We start from the raw sequence: 16,687 nt of genomic DNA on the forward strand, positions 1-16,687 counted from the left end.
ACTTGCGGTGTCCTTCACCGATCTCCATTACGCCATCCATGGCGATCCTGCTTTACTTAACCAATGGTCATCAGGCTGGCGTTGCCGCCAGCGGCCGCAGTATTGACGCTCAGCGAGCGCTCAATCAGCAGACGTTCCAGCAGCAGATTGGTCTCGCCGCGGGCAAAGCCCTGCACTGACACAATCGCGCCTTCGCGGGCGGCAATCTGTTCGCACAGGCTGCGCAGCTGATCGGCATCGCCGTGATAGATCACCGCATCAAACTCCGCCGCCAGCACATCTTTCGCCAGCGTGATGCGCGCCTGCACCGCGGCCGGCAGCGACTGGCGCAGCGTCCGATGCAGCTCGTCATCCTGCCACAGTGCCTGGCTACCGACGCTGGTGACCGCCGCCAGCTGAATCAGCGCATCCTGCTGATTGTCCGCGATACACAGTACCCGATCGCGCGGCAGCAGTGTAAAGGTGTTGCGCTCACCGGTCGGGCCTGGCAGCAGTCGCACGGTCCCGGCCTGGCTCAGCGCATCGTAACGCTGACACAGCGCCAGCAGCTCCGGCTTATCCTGTGCCCAGCACTGCAATGCCTGATGCGCGCTCAGCAGCGTGGTGCGCACGCTGCTGTCCACCGGCCGTTCGGCATCCTGACGATCAAAGGTGATGCGCAGAGCACCGTCCGGACGATGGGCCAGCAGGCGGTAGAGATAGAGCGGACCGCCGGCTTTCGGACCGGTGCCCGACAGGCCTTCGCCGCCGAACGGCTGCACGCCGACCACCGCGCCCACCATGTTACGGTTAACGTACAGGTTGCCGACTTTCGCCCCGGCCGTCACCTGCGCAATGGTTTCATCGATTCGGGTATGCACGCCAAGCGTCAGGCCATAGCCCGAGGCGTTGATCTGCTCAATCAGCTGCGGCAGGTTGTTGCGCGCAAAGCGCACCACGTGCAGCACCGGACCGAACACCTCTTTATCCAGATCGCTGACCTGATCGAGCTCAATCAGCGTCGGTTTGATAAAGGTGCCGCTGTGCCACTCTTTGCTGTCCTGCGGATGCTCCTGCACCGCCTGATACACGGTAAAGCCTTTATTGCGCATCGCCTGGATATGACGCTCGATGTTGGCTTTGGCTTCAGCATCGATCACCGGACCGACGTCGGTCGACAGACGCTCCGGATTGCCCATGCGGCATTCAGCCATGGCACCACGCAGCATCTTCAGCGTGTGGTCAGCCACATCGTCCTGGATGCACAGCAGACGCAGCGCCGAGCAGCGCTGGCCGGCGCTGTCAAACGCGGACGCCACGATATCCACCACCACCTGTTCGGTGAGCGCTGAAGAGTCGACGATCATGGCGTTCATGCCGCCAGTCTCGGCGATCAGCGGCGTCGGGCGACCCTGCGGATCGAGGCGGCCAGCCAGATTGCGCTGCAGCAGGGTGGCGACTGCGGTTGAGCCGGTGAACATCACGCCGCGCACCCGCTCGTCGCCGGTCAGCTGCGCACCCACCGTTTCGCCCTGACCGGGCAGCAGTTGCAGCACGCCAGCCGGTACGCCGGCATCCAGCATGATCTGCACCGCCTGCGCGGCAATCAGCGGCGTCTGCTCGGCGGGTTTCGCCAGCACGCTGTTGCCCGCTGCCAGGGCGGCGGCAATCTGGCCGGTGAAGATCGCCAGCGGGAAGTTCCACGGGCTGATGCACACTACCGGACCGAGCGGGCGATGGGTTTCGTTATCGAAATCGTCACGCACCATGCCGGCGTAGTAATAGAGGAAGTCCACCGCTTCGCGCACTTCGGCAATGGCGTTGTTGTAGGTTTTACCCGCCTCACGCACCAGCAAACCAATCAGCTGCTGCATCTGGTCTTCCATTGTCTGAGCGGCACGTTCGAGGATCGCGGCGCGCTCCTGCGGCGGCGTGGCGAACCAGATCGGTCCGGCATTCACCGCGGCATCCAGCGCACAGGAGACTTCTTCAGGAGTGGCTTCCCGCACGCTGCCGACGATATCCGCCGGCGTGGCCGGGTTGATCACCGCGCGGCTGCTGCCGGTGCCCAGCTCGCCATCAATGATCGGCTGAGCCTGCCACGGCTGGCTGGCGCTGGAGAGCAGGGCGCTGGAGAGTGACGCCAGGCGGTGTTCGTTGGCCAGATCCAGACCGGCAGAGTTAACACGCTTGTCGCCATACAGATCGCGCGGCAGCGGAATCTTCGGATGCGGCAGGCCAATGGCGCCTTCTGCGACCCCCATTTTTTCCACTGCAGCCACCGGATCGGCCACCAGCTCGTCAATTGGCAGTGTGTTGTCAGCGATGCGGTTGACGAACGAGGTATTGGCGCCGTTTTCCAGCAGGCGACGCACCAGGTAGGCCAGCAGCGTTTCGTGGGTACCGACCGGCGCATAAATCCGGCACGGCCGGTTCAGCTTGCCATCGGCCACTTTGCCCACCACCTGCTCGTACAGCGGTTCGCCCATGCCGTGCAGGCACTGGAACTCGTACTGGCCAGGATAGTAGTTGTTGCCCGCCAGCTGGTAGATCGCCGCCAGCGTGTGGGCGTTGTGGGTGGCAAACTGCGGATAAATCAGGTTAGGCACCGCCAGCAGTTTACGCGCACAGGCGAGGTAGGAGATGTCGGTGTACACCTTGCGGGTGTAAACCGGATAGCCTTCGAGGCCTTCCATCTGCGCGCGTTTGATTTCGCTATCCCAGTAAGCGCCTTTCACCAGACGGATCATCAGACGACGGCGGCTGCGCTGCGCCAGATCCACCAGCGCATCAATCACAAACGGGCAGCGCTTCTGATAAGCCTGAATCACGAAACCGATGCCGTTCCAGCCTTCCAGCTCCGGCTCAAAACAGAGTTTTTCCAGCAGATCGAGCGACAGCTCCAGGCGATCGGCTTCTTCGGCATCGATGTTGATGCCGATGTCATACGAGCGCGCCAGCAGCGTCAGCGATTTCAGGATCGGATAAAGCTCTTCCATCACCCGCTCATACTGCGCGCGGCTGTAGCGCGGATGCAGCGCCGACAGCTTGATGGAAATGCCCGGACCTTCATAAATGCCGCGCCCGTTGGAGGCTTTACCAATAGCGTGGATCGCCTGCTGATAGGAGATCAGATAGGCTTTGGCATCGCTGGCGGTGAGTGCCGCTTCGCCCAGCATGTCATACGAGTAGCGGAAGCCTTTCTCTTCCAGCTTGCGCGCGTTGGCCAGCGCCTCGGCGATGGTTTCGCCGGTGACGAACTGTTCGCCCATCAGGCGCATCGCCATATCCACGCCTTTGCGGATCAGCGGTTCGCCGCTCTTGCCGATGATGCGGTTCAGCGATTTAGACAGGTTAGCTTCATTGTGCGTGGAGACCAGACGACCGGTAAACAGCAGGCCCCAGGTGGCGGCGTTGACGAACATCGACGGGCTGCGGCCCAGATGGGACTGCCAGTTGCCGTTGCTGATTTTATCGCGGATCAGCGCATCGCGGGTGGGCTTGTCAGGAATACGCAGTAGCGCTTCCGCCAGGCACATCAGCGCCACGCCTTCCTGCGATGAGAGCGAGAACTCCTGCAGCAGGCTTTGCACCATGCCGGCGCGTCCGGTTGCCCCTTTTTGGTGCCGTAGCTTGTCCGCCAGACTGTATGCCAGCTGGTGGGTTTTCTCTGCCAGCGGGGCAGGGAGACGCGCCTGCTCCAGTAGCATCGGCACCGCATCGGTCTCCGGACGACGCCACGCGGCGGTGATGGCCGAGCGGCTGACCGACTGCGGCAAAATGTGTTCGGCGAAGTCGAGGAAAGGCTGGAAACTCTCTTCCGGCACGCGCTCATCGTCTGCGGCATCATTCAGCTGCAGCGGGATCTCCGCCAGCGTTTCTCCCGCTTCCAGCTGGCCGAGATAGTTAAAAATTGCCTGCTTGATCAGCCAGTGTGGCGTGCGGTCAATCTTTTGCGCCGCCAGTTTAATGCGATCGCGGGTGGCTTCATCCAGCTTCACCCCCATGGTGGTGGTTCCCATGATTTCCTCGTCCTCAAAGTGTGAATCAACTTCAGCGTGGGCTGCACTATCACTCATGTTGCAACTTTGTGCAACCGTGTTAAATGTGACCTCGGTTGCACGTTTTTAACCGGCTTTTTTGTTAACACAGCAAAAGCGGCACAGAACTTGCTGCAAGAATCTCGCCAGAGTTGCAACCCACCGCAACAAAACGCATCCTGGCTGATATCTGGTGCAACTTAAAATGTGAACAGGCGCAACCTGTGAGCATGAAAAATGCAAAGTCAGGTGAAACCCAGGTAACAGCTGTGTTAAATGCATTGTGCGCGTCGCACCTTTGCGGCAGGATACCGCGCCTTATGAGAAATCGCTTTCTCTGGATGCGGTAAAGCCCTGACGTTATCCCGTTCCGGTAACGCAGGAAAAAAGATTTCTCTTAAGAGATCAAATAATAAGTGGAGAGACAGATGACAGTAAGTACACCGATGCTGGTGACATTTATCATTTACATCCTCGGGATGGTGTTGATTGGTTTTATCGCGTACCGCTCAACCAAAAACTTTGACGACTATATTCTGGGCGGTCGCAGCCTGGGCAGCGTGGTAACCGCGCTGTCGGCCGGGGCCTCGGACATGAGCGGCTGGCTGCTGATGGGACTGCCGGGCGCGATTTTTCTCTCCGGGATCTCTGAGAGCTGGATTGCCATCGGCCTGACGATTGGCGCGTGGCTGAACTGGAAAATTGTTGCGGGTCGCCTGCGTGTGCAGACCGAGCATCACAATAACGCCTTAACCCTGCCAGACTTTTTCACCAGCCGCTTCGAAGACCACAGCAAAATTTTGCGCGTCATCTCGGCACTGGTCATCCTGATCTTCTTCACCATTTACTGTGCCTCGGGCGTCGTGGCGGGTGCGCGCCTGTTTGAAAGCACTTTCGGCATGAGTTATGAAACCGCGCTGTGGGCTGGCGCGGCAGCAACCATTCTTTATACGCTGGTGGGTGGCTTCCTGGCGGTGAGCTGGACCGATACCGTACAGGCCAGCCTGATGATTTTTGCCCTGATTCTGACGCCGGTGATTGTGATTATCGCTGTCGGTGGCCTGGATGATTCGCTGGCCGTGATTAAAGCGAAAAGCCTGGAAAACCTCGATATGCTGAAGGGCCTCAACTTCGTGGCGGTGATTTCACTGCTCGGCTGGGGTCTCGGCTACTTCGGCCAGCCGCATATTCTGGCGCGCTTCATGGCCGCAGACTCGCACCGTTCAATCCGTACCGCACGCCGCATCGGCATGGCCTGGATGATCCTGTGCCTGGCCGGCGCCGTCGCGGTGGGCTTCTTCGGCATCGCCTATTTCCAGAACCATCCGGATCAGGCAGCGGGCGTGAGCGAAAACGGCGAGCGCGTGTTTATCGAGCTGGCTCGTATTCTGTTCAATCCGTGGATCGCCGGTATTCTGCTGTCAGCTATTCTGGCGGCGGTGATGTCGACCCTGAGCTGTCAGCTGCTGGTGTGCTCGAGCGCGCTGACCGAAGACCTGTATAAAGGTTTCCTGCGTAAAAATGCCAGCCAGAAAGAGCTGGTGTGGGTTGGCCGTTTGATGGTGCTGGTGATTGCGCTGGTGTCGATTGCGCTGGCTTCCAACCCGGAGAACCGCGTGCTCGGCCTGGTGAGCTACGCCTGGGCAGGCTTCGGGGCCGCATTCGGTCCGGTGGTGCTGTTCGGCGTGTGCTGGCAGCGCATGACGCGCAACGGCGCGCTGGCCGGCATGATTATCGGTGCCGCCACGGTGCTGATCTGGAAGCAGTACGCCTGGCTCAATCTGTATGAAATCATCCCGGGCTTCCTGTTCGCCAGCATCGCGATTGCCGTGGTGAGCCTGGCCGGTCGCGAACCGTCGGCTGAAGCGCAGCAGCGTTTTATTGCTGCCGAAGCGGAATACAACACCAAATAACGGTATTGGCCTGAGTAAAGCGGGGAGCGCGAGTGCCGTGCTCCCCGCACTGTTAGTGTCACTTCCTCTGCGCGCGATTCATCGCCTAATCTGTCACTCCGCCCTGACTTTCCCGCATCGCACCCTGACCCGCAAAAGCAAAATTAATTTCGCGCGGTGACTTGTATTTTCATCCGCGATAATGATAATCGATATCGTTCGCACTTTACGTATTTTTACCTAAGGTTTACCCTCCTTAACATTCAAGAGGTTGGTGATGTTCGTCCCTTTTCTCATTATGCTGCGCGAAGGTCTTGAGGCAGCGCTCATCGTCAGCCTGATTGCCAGCTATCTCAAACGCACCCAGCGCAGCCAGTGGTTCCCCGCGATGTGGGCCGGCGTGTTTATCGCAGCAGCGCTGTGCCTCGCGCTGGGTATTTTCATCAACGAAACCACCGGTGAGTTCCCGCAGAAACAGCAGGAACTGTTCGAGGGCATCGTGGCGGTAATTGCCGTGGTGATCCTCACTTCGATGGTGTTCTGGATGCGCAAGGTGTCGCGCAATATCAAAGCCACGCTGGAAAAATCGGTCGATCAGGCGCTGCAGAAGCCGGGCGGCAGCGGGTTGCCGCTGGTGCTGATGGTGTTTCTCGCCGTGGCGCGGGAAGGGCTGGAGTCGGTGTTTTTTCTGCTGGCGGCCTTCACCCAGGATGTCGGTTATGCGCCGCCGATTGGCGCGGTGCTGGGTCTGGCGACCGCCATCGTGCTGGGCATGCTGATTTACTACGGCGGCGTGCGTCTTAACATGGCGCATTTCTTCCGCTGGACCAGCCTGTTCATCCTGCTGGTGGCGGCCGGACTGGCGGCGGGGGCGATCCGCGCCTTCCATGAGGCGGGACTGTGGAACCACTTCCAGGCCACCGCGTTTGACTTCAGCAATACGCTCTCGACCCATTCGATCTTCGGCACGCTGCTGGAAGGCATTCTGGGTTATCAGGAAGCGCCGAGCGTCAGCGAAGTCGCGGTATGGCTGATTTATCTGATCCCGGCGCTGCTGCTGTTTTTCTTCCCGGCGCGTCCGGCACCCAGCGCTGCACGGTCGGTGCGCTAACTTTTCGCAGGCGCGCGTGCGCCTGTACCTTCATGTAACAGGGATATGACTATGACGATTCGCTTCCGCCGTAAGGCGCTGTTGCTCTCCATGCTGGCGCTGTCCGGTGCCGCTTCTGCCGCTGCCGTACCGCAGGTCACGGTGACGGTCACTGACAAGCAGTGCGAGCCGATGTCGCTCAACGTGCAGTCCGGTAAAACCCAGTTCATCATCAAAAACAACAGCCAGAAAGCGCTGGAGTGGGAAATCCTCAAAGGCGTGATGGTGGTGGAAGAGCGCGAAAACATCGCGCCTGGCTTCAGCCAGAAGCTCACCGCCAACCTGGAAGCGGGTGAATATGACATGACCTGCGGCCTGCTCACCAATCCGAAAGGCAAGCTGGTGGTCAGCGGTGACAGCCAAACCGCCAGCAACGGCAAGCCAGACGTGCTGCAGCTGGTCGGGCCGATTGCTGATTATAAAGTCTACGTGATGGGCGAGGTGAGCGCGCTGGTGGCCGGCACCAAAGCCTTTACCGACGCGGTAAAAGCCGGTGACGTGGAAAAAGCCAAAGCGCTGTATGCGCCGACGCGCGTGCACTACGAGCGCATCGAGCCGATTGCCGAACTGTTCTCTGACCTCGACGGCAGCATTGACGCGCGTGAAGATGACTTCGAGAAAAAAGCGGAAGATCCGAAATTTACCGGCTTCCACCGGCTGGAAAAACTGCTGTTCGCCGACAACACTACCAAAGGCGCGGACGCGTTCGCTGACCAGCTGTATAAGGATGTGCAGGATCTGCAAACCCGCGTCAGCGAGCTGGCCTTCCCGCCGGCGAAAGTGGTCGGTGGTGCGGCAGGCCTGATTGAAGAGGTGGCGTCCAGCAAAATCTCCGGTGAGGAAGATCGCTACAGCCGTACCGATCTGTCCGATTTTCAGGCCAACATCGACGGCGCACAGAAAATCGTTGATCTGCTGCGTCCTCTGCTGCAAAAAGCCAATCCGCAGCTGCTGGCGAAAGTGGACGCGAACTTTAAGAAGGTGGATGGCATTCTCAGCAAATACCGCACCAAAGACGGTTTTGCCTCCTATGAAAAGCTGACCACCAGCGACCGTAATGCGCTGAAAGGGCCCATCACCACGCTGGCGGAAGATCTCTCCCTGCTGCGCGGCACTTTAGGTCTTGATTAATCATGAGTAAAAAAAATGACGCGGCGCAACCGTCGCGTCGTCGTCTGTTACAGGGATTGGGCATGCTGGGTGGCGCGGCGGCACTGGGCGGCGGCTGTCCGTTCCATGCCGCCAGCGCGGCAGAGAGTTTCTCACCCGGCACGGTTGCACCTGACGCGCGCCAGCAGGCGCAACCGTTTTACGGCGCTCATCAGGCCGGCATCCTGACGCCGCAGCAGGCATCTATGATGCTGGTGGCGTTTGATGTGCTGGCCGGTGATAAAGCCGAACTGGAACGCCTGCTGCGGCTGCTGACGCAGCGCTTTGCCTTTCTCACCCACGGCGGACCGGCGCCGGCGGTGCCCAATCCGCAGCTGCCGCCGCTCGACTCCGGCATCCTCGGTGCGGACATTGCGCCCGATAACCTGACCCTGACGCTGTCGGTGGGGCATTCACTGTTCGACGAGCGCTTCGGGCTGGCCGCGCATAAGCCCAGCCAGCTGCAGACGATGACACGCTTTCCCAACGATTCGCTCGACGCCGCGCAGTGTCATGGCGACCTGCTGATTCAGATCTGCGCCAATACCCAGGATACGGTGATTCACGCGCTGCGCGATATCATCAAGCACACGCCGGATCTGCTGGCGGTGCGCTGGCGGCGCGACGGCTTTATCGCCGATCACGCTGCACGCAGCAAAGGGCGCGAAACGCCGATTAACCTGCTGGGTTTCAAAGATGGCACCGCCAATCCGGATACCCATAATGCGCAGTTAATGGACCAGCTGCTGTGGGTGACACCGGAACAGCAGGAACCGGCGTGGACGCACGGCGGCAGCTATCAGGCGGTGCGCATCATCCGTTTTCACGTTGAAATGTGGGACCGCACGCCGCTGGGCGAGCAGCAAACCATTTTTGGTCGTGAGAAGTTGTCCGGCGCGCCGCTGGGGATGCAGCACGAGCATGACGTGCCGGATTACGCCCGCGATCCGGACGGCGAGATTATCGCGCTGGATGCGCATATCCGGCTCGCCAATCCGCGCACGCCGCAAACCGACAGCAGCCTGATGCTGCGGCGCGGCTACAGCTATTCCTCGGGGATTACCGGGGCAGGGCAGCTGGATATGGGGCTGCTGTTCATCTGTTATCAGCACGATTTAAGCAAAGGCTTTATTACCGTGCAGAAACGGCTGAACGGCGAAGCGCTGGAAGAATATATTCGTCCCATCGGCGGCGGATACTTTTTTGTTTTGCCCGGCGTGGCGGACAAAAATCATTATCTGGGGCAGCCGTTGCTCGAAGCCTGATTAATTAATGTACAGCGCTTGTCCGCCGTTCGCGGTGCCAGGCGCTGCTGTTAAGCCCGCCTTAAATTTCTCCTGTCTCGCTGTGACGTCCGAATTTTCTGAAACAGTTTGTTAAGTGCTGAATTACCTATCTTACTGAATATTATTATTAATTTAATTTAAGCGCACCGGACTAAGGCAGCGCCACGCGGGTTTTCTTTGCCGTAAAGTAAAAATAGTGTTGCAAATCGGCGGAAATATGATGAACTTTAGTCATAGCGTCGTCAGTTGTGTGGCTAAGTCCACTGGAGTTCGCGCATGGCCCGGTCCTTATACGGACAGTTAAATACACTTCAGCTAGCGCAGTACGCTGCGGGGGATTGCCTTCCGCGTGAGAATCCTCTTCACCTTTCTTTTATCGCCTTCGAATTCTTTTCCGATGTTTACCGGTGCGCGGCAGCGTTTCGGCGTTGTTGCACACTTTTCTCACTGGCTCGATACGGCTTACAAGGAAGCCAACAAAACCTCTAAAGCGTTCAAATCATCGCCGCGGGTGATCCGCCGCGATAAATGAAACCAACTGTAAGGTGCCACTATGGGAAGACAGAAAGCAGTGATCAAAGCGCGTCGTGAAGCCCGCCGAGTGCTTCGCAGTGACTCTCGCAGTCATCGTCAGCGTGAAGAAGAATCGGTCACTTCGCTGGTGCAGATGGGTGGGCTGGATGCAATTGGCATGGCGCGCGATGTGCGTGACCGGTCACCAATTGAGGCCAGAAACGATGCTCAGGCGCACTATCTTAACGCCATAGAAACGAAACAGCTGATATTCGCGACCGGTGAAGCCGGCTGCGGTAAAACCTGGATCAGCGCTGCGAAAGCAGCCGAGGCCCTGATCAATAAGGACATCGAAAGGATCATTGTGACGCGCCCGGTTTTACAGGCGGATGAAGATCTCGGTTTCCTGCCAGGAGACATCTCCGAGAAATTTGCCCCCTATTTCCGACCGGTTTACGACGTTCTGGTTAAACGTCTCGGCGCTTCCTTTATGCAGTACTGCCTGCGACCCGAAATCGCCAAGGTAGAGATTGCGCCCTTCGCTTATATGCGCGGACGTACCTTTGAGAATGCGGTGGTGATTCTGGATGAGGCGCAAAACGTCACCGCTGCGCAGATGAAGATGTTCCTGACCCGCCTGGGCGAAAACGTCACCGTGATTGTCAACGGGGATATCACCCAGTGCGACCTGCCCGCCAGCGTCAAATCTGGCCTTGCCGATGCGCTGGCGCGCTTCGAAGAGGATGAGATGATTGGCGTGGTGCGTTTCGGTAAAGACGACTGCGTTCGCTCGGCACTGTGCCAGCGCACGCTGCATGCTTACAGTTAATCAATCGCGACAATGAGTGAGAATCAAAGCAAACCCGGCGCAAGCCGGGTTTTTTGTGCCGGTCAGCAATCAGACGGTCAACACCGCGCGCTGCATCGGTTCAGGGCGGCGCGGGCCGTCATCAGTTACAGATATCTGGCCCCTACAGGCAAATGAAAATATTATTGTGCTGTTTAAACCGCGCCAGCACCTGCACATATTTATAAAACTGCAGCCGATTATCCATGCCCAGTTTTTTCATCGCGTTGCGGCGGTAAGTATAGGAACTGTTGGGTGAGCAGTGCATGATGCGGGAGATATTAACAATATCGTGCCCGTACCCGCTCAGCATCACCAGCCGTTTCTCCGCATCAGACAGTTGGGCATTTTTACGTACTTTTAGCGAGCGGTAGAATTCACGTTGATCCATGCCCGCCAGGATTAAACCGGCAGCGGTAAAAATGCGACTGATAAAATTACAGGCATCTTCAATGAACAAACCTGCCGCGTTAAAGGTAAGGTGGAAGGCCGCGCCGTGCTCAGCTTTTCCCGGCGACTTGCCGCTGCTGTTATTGTGCAGGCCGCTATTAATGATCGCCGCGTTTTCAGTGAAAATGATGTTCGCCGTTTCGCTCAGCCGCGGAACGTGCTGTGGCAGAATCTGATAATCATCGAGCGGCTTAACCTGGCTGATTTGTTCAATCAGATGGATAAGACCGAGACGATAATAGACATTATTTGACTCAACGGCGACGGCTAACATAATACAGCTCCTTGTATAATGACGATTCCTTCAAATCATTTTCGATATCGCTTCTGGCCGTATTACAGGGCCGGCGAATAGCTGTTTATAATCTGCACATAATGTTTACGCTGATAATCGGTAAACTCATCAATATTGGTTTGCAGCGTAAAAACCAGCACGTCACGGCCGACGGGGTTATAGCGATGATGCTGCGGTAATTTGATCACTGACTGAACCTGACGGACCACTTCCCCCTCATCCAGATAACGGTTTGCCACCTGAATGACATCAAGCTTAGCCGGGCCAATCTGGTGTTTTAACACTTTCCCTTCCGTCTGAAAGCCCGGCAGGCGAAAACGCAGGTTTTCCATCTCCTTTTCAACCCACTGCTCTTGCGTTTGCTCTTCCGCCAGCGCCGCGCGCGTAATGACAATGCGGTACTCTTTATCATCCGGATCGCGGAACATCAGAATCTGAATAGAACGGTCCAGAACGGGCGGCGTCGTCATGAATACGCCTTCCGTAATTGGATACATAATACTTTTGTGACTCATAACAAACGGGCTCCATAGTTACGGGGTGGTGGGGAACAGCAGAATTTCAACGCGTCGATTTGCCTGACGACCGGTGGCTGTCGTATTGCTGGTGACAGGCTCTGCTGCCCCAGCGCCACGCACCCGGATGCGTGCAGCGTCAATATGTTTATTTACCAGCCAGTTACGCACGGCAGTGGCGCGCTCCAGCGAAAGGGAAGCATTCAGGGTGTCATCGCCGGTGCTGTCAGCGTGTCCGATAATTAAAAGCTGGGTGTGCGGTAACCGCGCGATCTGTTGCGCTATCGCGTCAAGATGAGAAAGCGCCTGCGGGGAAATGCGTGCCTTCCCGGGCTCAAACAACGGCACGGTAGCGGCTGTCGTCATCACGTTGACCGCCTGCAACCGGTTAATCTGTCGTTCAACCTGTTGGGCAAGGGCGTGACACGGGTTCAGTCCCCAGCTCAGCATTGACCGCTGCGCGCCACACGCCGCCTGCTGCGTACGCAGCTGCTGTAGCGTAACGAGATTCTGCTGCAGCGACGCCACCGAGAGTTGATCCGGTACCTGCAACGAGGCGATAGTGCGGGCGTAGATCCGCTGCTGCTGGTCGCCACGCCAGCCAGCGACGCTGATTTGCGCTGCCAGCAGCAGCGTGACAAGACCGAGACTCCACAGCCAGGCGGGTTGCTGGCCATAGCGCGGTAGCGGCGCGGGGAGCGGCGCGCTGACGGAACGGCGCTGCCGCACGACGGGCAAGGGCAACATCGACACCCGGCTGCACAGCGGCGGCAGGATGCCGTAGCGCTCTTCAAGCCAGAATGACCATGCGCCATGGCGGGTAAAGCCAGAGCCATAGTCACAGAGCAGCACACCACTGAGCTGCAGCGGAGAGTGCGTCATAATGTGCTGCAGCGTAGTAACAATCTGCTGCTGCTCCATCCAGTCCAGTAATTCGCTGCCCAGTGCGGCGCGCTGGCGATCACTGGCGCTGGCATCATCCTGCCTCATCAGCTGGTGTCTGACGCGCGCCCACTCGCCAGCCAGCGTACGCGTCTCGCGCCGGTTTACCTCCAGCTCGCCGCACCAGCGGGTATTGGTTGGCGAATGCTTACGTAATTCGCTGCTTAACTGCGCGTATATCGCGACAAAGCAGGGCAGTTGGGTTGCCGCCATCACGCCGGCAAAATCCCGCGTCCAGCGCATCAGCTGGTCATTGATGAGCTCCACGCTGTCGTGGCCGTCAGGCAGAAAAGGGAAAAACGTCACGACGTCGGTAGCGGGCGCATGGTGCTGAAAATAGTCGAGACGACGGTTCAGCTCATCAGGCGTGGTAATCAGTAGCCAGGCGGCATTGCTGCTGAAGCGCGCGCTGTCGGTATAATTGGTTTCAGTGAACCATTTTTTTGCATAGGGCCCGAGGATCAGAACCACCGGTGCCGGGCTATCGGACTCAGGTGGCGCTGTTTGCGGTGGCTGAGGCAATGCGCGCGTTTCCCAGCGCACTTGCTGGACGATCAGCGCGATGGCCAGGATGACGAATCCGGCCAGCAGCAGGTTAGCAGTGAGCGGGTCGGACGTGAGCCATGCCAGGGCAGAAATGATAATGAGCGCGCTGGCGAGCAACAGCAGATTGCGTTTCTGAACGCCCATTTGCAGGCTCCCGTTTTGCAGCATGCGGCATCCAAACCAGAGTAGCCCCAGCAGTAAACCGGATAAAACCAGTTGCAGTGCCAGCCTTTTCCAGCGCCAGACCGGACCAGTGACAGCCGCCACAACCGGTGCGGTTTCATCAGTCACGTCCGCTTCCTGCTGCTCTGCTAAAACCCGGGTAACGTGAGAGCGGACGGGCAGCCGCTCGCTGCCTGGTAAGGGCTGCGGTGACAGGGTGTAAAGCGTCAGCGCGGCGGCCGTGATCTCTTCGTGGGCGGAACTCAGTAACAGCTGGCTGTGGGCGTGGCGGTAAATATCCGGGTCATAGTGCCCATAAAAACCGGGTGCCAGCTGATAGTTGCTCCAGCTCAGTCCCTGCGCGGCGAGACAACCGGTTGCCGCCTGATCAATCACCCGGCACATCAGGCGCTGTAAGGCGTCCACCTCCGCCGCAGGGTAATCTTTCGTGGTCAGATAACGACTGTAACCGGTGATGGTTTGCCGCAACTGCTGCTCAAGATCCAGCAGCGAAGGAATGATGCCGCGCATCCTGAGCAGCGTGCAGCTGACAATCAGTTCGGTTAGTGCGGGATGGGTGTTTACCATATCTGCTCCCGAATTTCGCCCCAGCCGATACCGTCTATGTAAGGACACAAGCGGATGCAGTGTGCATGGATTGCCGAATCTGCGTTCAACACCACCGTGAGCGCAAACGCCTCGCCCTCATCGCTCTTTGGCAGTATTGCAATCTCTGCGGGGGAGAACTGCTGCTGCATCAGCGGCGAGTTGTTAGCCCGATGTACGCTGAGTTGCCACCAGAGCACCTCTTCACGCAGCCGATCGACATCGGCCCGTGGCAGCTTCATCTGGCGTTGCTGGCTACCGTTCTGCTGCTGTGCGGCCGCCGCGTCTGGCAGCGGGTCGGCCACGCTCGGGTCAGCTGCGTCGCTGATCGGCGGATGAAGGCGCTGTTGCTGAAAGTTGATGCCGATGCGCTGCTCATACTGCTGCAAAGTGCGTTGCTGACCCAGCCCCCATTGGCCGAGATCGAGCGGTTGCTGGCTGATGCCCAGTAAACAGCGGATGCGCTGGCAGGAGGTGGCGTCGCGCTCCCACCACGCTGCAGTAATCAGGCTACGCTCTTTGGCTTCAGTGGTATGATCGCCCCAGAATTTGGGTGCTTCATTTCTGCCGTAGTAGTGCCACAGCACTACTTTGCCGGGGGTATACAGGTCATAGCCATGGGTATAGGCCCTTGCCGCCAGTGAAATCTCTTCACCACTAAAGAACAGTTGCGGATCGTAAGGAACGTTTTCCACAAAATGGCCATCGGCAAAGATAAAACCGGCAGCCAGATAGCCGCTGTAGCACGGACTGTCGTCCTGCATGGCGGCTGATTTCAGCGTAACAATTCCCTTGTCATTAAACTGACTAAAAACAAGACGGCTGACCGTAGTGCTGCGCTCGCTGGCCTGCTGGCCTGGCGTATAGGGCGGCGGATAATGGCTCAGCACCGGTCGGGCGCTCTGCGCGCGCAGACTCTCCAGCATCGTGATCATTTCATCATCCCAGTGCGCAATGAAACGGCTGTGTGAATCAATCTGCAGGTGATAGTCCTGCCCGGCGAACAGGGTATTGCTCAGATGTCTGGCCCAGCACGCTCCCTGACTTTGCATATAATCAACGGCGATGAGATCGATGGTTGCGGCCTTTTTGCCCAGTCGATAGCGCACATGCCCAGCACAGGTGCCAGCCTGCTGACAGCTAAAACCGTGCGCCGTAAAAGGCGAGACATCGCCGTCATCCTGCCAGCACACCGCAATATGCAGCCTTTCGGGCCGATTCGCCTGAGCCAGCATATCGAGCAGTGTAGGAACCAGTTCCGTGTCCCGGTAGCTGGCGATAGCAACGAAAATAGTCGGATGAGTTTTCATATCAGCGGCATAGAAGTTCAGTTCACCACCAGCAGGATCTCGGCGCGGGCCGTGAGCTTGCCATCCTCAGGGAGCGTACCGTTGCCTTCCAGCAGCGTGGCTTTCCAGCGGAAATTCACCGGTACGCTGTCGGCCACGTTGACGCGTGTCTCACCGAGCGTGCCGTCAGCCGGCATCCTGCCGTCATTACTGTCAGTGACCTGGATTTTCATACGGTCGCTGTTTCCGGCGCTGTCGGCTGCCGGTATGGTGCCATCGCTGTTAGGCGACGCCGCAGACAAAGACGCGGTCGCGCTGTACGAGCCATAGTCGGTTGCGCATGTCAGGCTGAAGTTCAGGTCGCGAACCACGCCGCGCCGCAGATCGCTGGCACTGACGTCATTAAAATCCACCGTACGCGGGCCATCCAGACTGCAGCTGGGAATGCTGACGATACGGATATCACCAATCTGCAGTAACTGGGCATAAGTGGAAGGCGTATCGACCGTGATCCAGTTTCGCAGGATGACGCCGGCATTCAGCGCAATGTCGCCTTTGGGATCTTTCAGCTTCAGCCGCGGTGCGGTTTTGATGAATTCCAGCCTGAAATAGGAGTTGACCGGATAATTGAAACGCTTCTCTGGCATCGTCTGAAAAGAAGGATAGTAACCGAAGGCCCCGGTGGCGTTGGTCCAGGCTGGCCTTACGCTCAGCCCTGCAATATTGGTGGTGAAAGAGCGTGCCATGCCGGTTGGCTGTAAGGGCGGCAGCGCTGTTTTGCCGTAGTTCTCGCCGGGAACACAATTGATGTAGCTGATTTGGCGCGCCTGCATGCTGGAATTGAGTGTTTGAATAATATCGTCGACCGGCGCATTGGCATCCACATACAGGGTGGTGCCGCTGATCGTGAGGGTGGTGGGTTTTTCACCGCCAAATGCCGGATCGGGATCCCACTGGCAGGCCGCCATTGCCGGCTGGCTCAGCAGCGTAGCTGCCAGCAGTATGATGCTATTGCGTAATGTCATC

The 16,687-nt window shown here is 58.2% G+C and carries 11 protein-coding genes; 5 read left to right on the top strand and 6 right to left on the bottom strand.

What is annotated here, in order from left to right:
• Positions 1–56 precede the first annotated feature (56 nt).
• Positions 57–4,001: a trifunctional transcriptional regulator/proline dehydrogenase/L-glutamate gamma-semialdehyde dehydrogenase gene (gene putA / locus CBW22_RS20680; protein ID WP_088517722.1), complete on the bottom strand. Its 3,945-nt coding sequence runs from the start codon at positions 3,999–4,001 to the stop codon at positions 57–59.
• 446 nt (positions 4,002–4,447) lie between these two features.
• On the opposite strand from putA, the gene putP reads away from it, so the two are divergent.
• The 5 genes from putP to phoH all read left to right on the top strand — a co-directional run bounded on the left by putP (position 4,448) and on the right by phoH (position 10,838).
• Positions 4,448–5,932: a sodium/proline symporter PutP gene (gene putP, locus CBW22_RS20685; RefSeq protein ID WP_088517723.1), complete on the top strand. Its 1,485-nt coding sequence runs from the start codon at positions 4,448–4,450 to the stop codon at positions 5,930–5,932.
• A gap of 256 nt (positions 5,933–6,188) precedes the next feature.
• The gene (efeU, locus tag CBW22_RS20690) at positions 6,189–7,022 is read left to right on the top strand and encodes an iron uptake transporter permease EfeU (protein ID WP_021509909.1); all 834 of its coding nucleotides are present in this window, start codon (positions 6,189–6,191) and stop codon (positions 7,020–7,022) included.
• Positions 7,023–7,073: 51 nt separating this feature from the next.
• Positions 7,074–8,192 carry an iron uptake system protein EfeO gene (gene efeO, locus CBW22_RS20695; protein ID WP_088517724.1) on the top strand — a complete coding sequence of 373 codons (1,119 nt, stop codon included), beginning with the start codon at positions 7,074–7,076 and terminating at the stop codon, positions 8,190–8,192.
• 2 nt (positions 8,193–8,194) lie between these two features.
• Entirely contained in the window at positions 8,195–9,475 is a 1,281-nt protein-coding gene (gene efeB / locus CBW22_RS20700; protein ID WP_088517725.1) for an iron uptake transporter deferrochelatase/peroxidase subunit, read from the top strand.
• Positions 9,476–10,049: 574 nt separating this feature from the next.
• Positions 10,050–10,838 (top strand): phosphate starvation-inducible protein PhoH, encoded by a 789-nt coding sequence (gene phoH, locus CBW22_RS20710; protein ID WP_058757427.1) that lies wholly within the window; start codon positions 10,050–10,052, stop codon positions 10,836–10,838.
• 142 nt (positions 10,839–10,980) lie between these two features.
• Here the strand turns inward: phoH and CBW22_RS20715 are convergent, their stop codons facing one another.
• The 5 genes from CBW22_RS20715 to CBW22_RS20735 form a co-directional block, all read right to left on the bottom strand.
• Positions 10,981–11,580 (bottom strand): helix-turn-helix transcriptional regulator, encoded by a 600-nt coding sequence (locus CBW22_RS20715; RefSeq protein ID WP_088517726.1) that lies wholly within the window; start codon positions 11,578–11,580, stop codon positions 10,981–10,983.
• A gap of 62 nt (positions 11,581–11,642) precedes the next feature.
• The gene (locus CBW22_RS20720) at positions 11,643–12,116 is read right to left on the bottom strand and encodes a DcrB-related protein (RefSeq protein ID WP_088517727.1); all 474 of its coding nucleotides are present in this window, start codon (positions 12,114–12,116) and stop codon (positions 11,643–11,645) included.
• A gap of 18 nt (positions 12,117–12,134) precedes the next feature.
• A complete protein-coding gene (locus CBW22_RS20725; protein ID WP_088517728.1) occupies positions 12,135–14,354 on the bottom strand; it encodes an OmpA family protein in 2,220 nt (739 codons plus the stop codon).
• Complete coding sequence (locus tag CBW22_RS20730) at positions 14,348–15,682, bottom strand: GlcNAc-transferase family protein (RefSeq protein ID WP_088517729.1); 1,335 nt, start codon at positions 15,680–15,682, stop codon at positions 14,348–14,350. The genes CBW22_RS20725 and CBW22_RS20730 overlap by 7 nt, the downstream gene beginning before the upstream one ends.
• A 17-nt stretch (positions 15,683–15,699) precedes the next feature.
• Positions 15,700–16,686 carry a fimbrial protein gene (locus CBW22_RS20735; protein ID WP_088517730.1) on the bottom strand — a complete coding sequence of 329 codons (987 nt, stop codon included), beginning with the start codon at positions 16,684–16,686 and terminating at the stop codon, positions 15,700–15,702.
• Position 16,687 lies beyond the last annotated feature (1 nt).

Source organism: Pantoea sp. VS1, assembly GCF_002207995.1.
In the GTDB taxonomy this organism is placed as follows: Bacteria; Pseudomonadota; Gammaproteobacteria; order Enterobacterales; family Enterobacteriaceae; genus Pantoea; species Pantoea dispersa.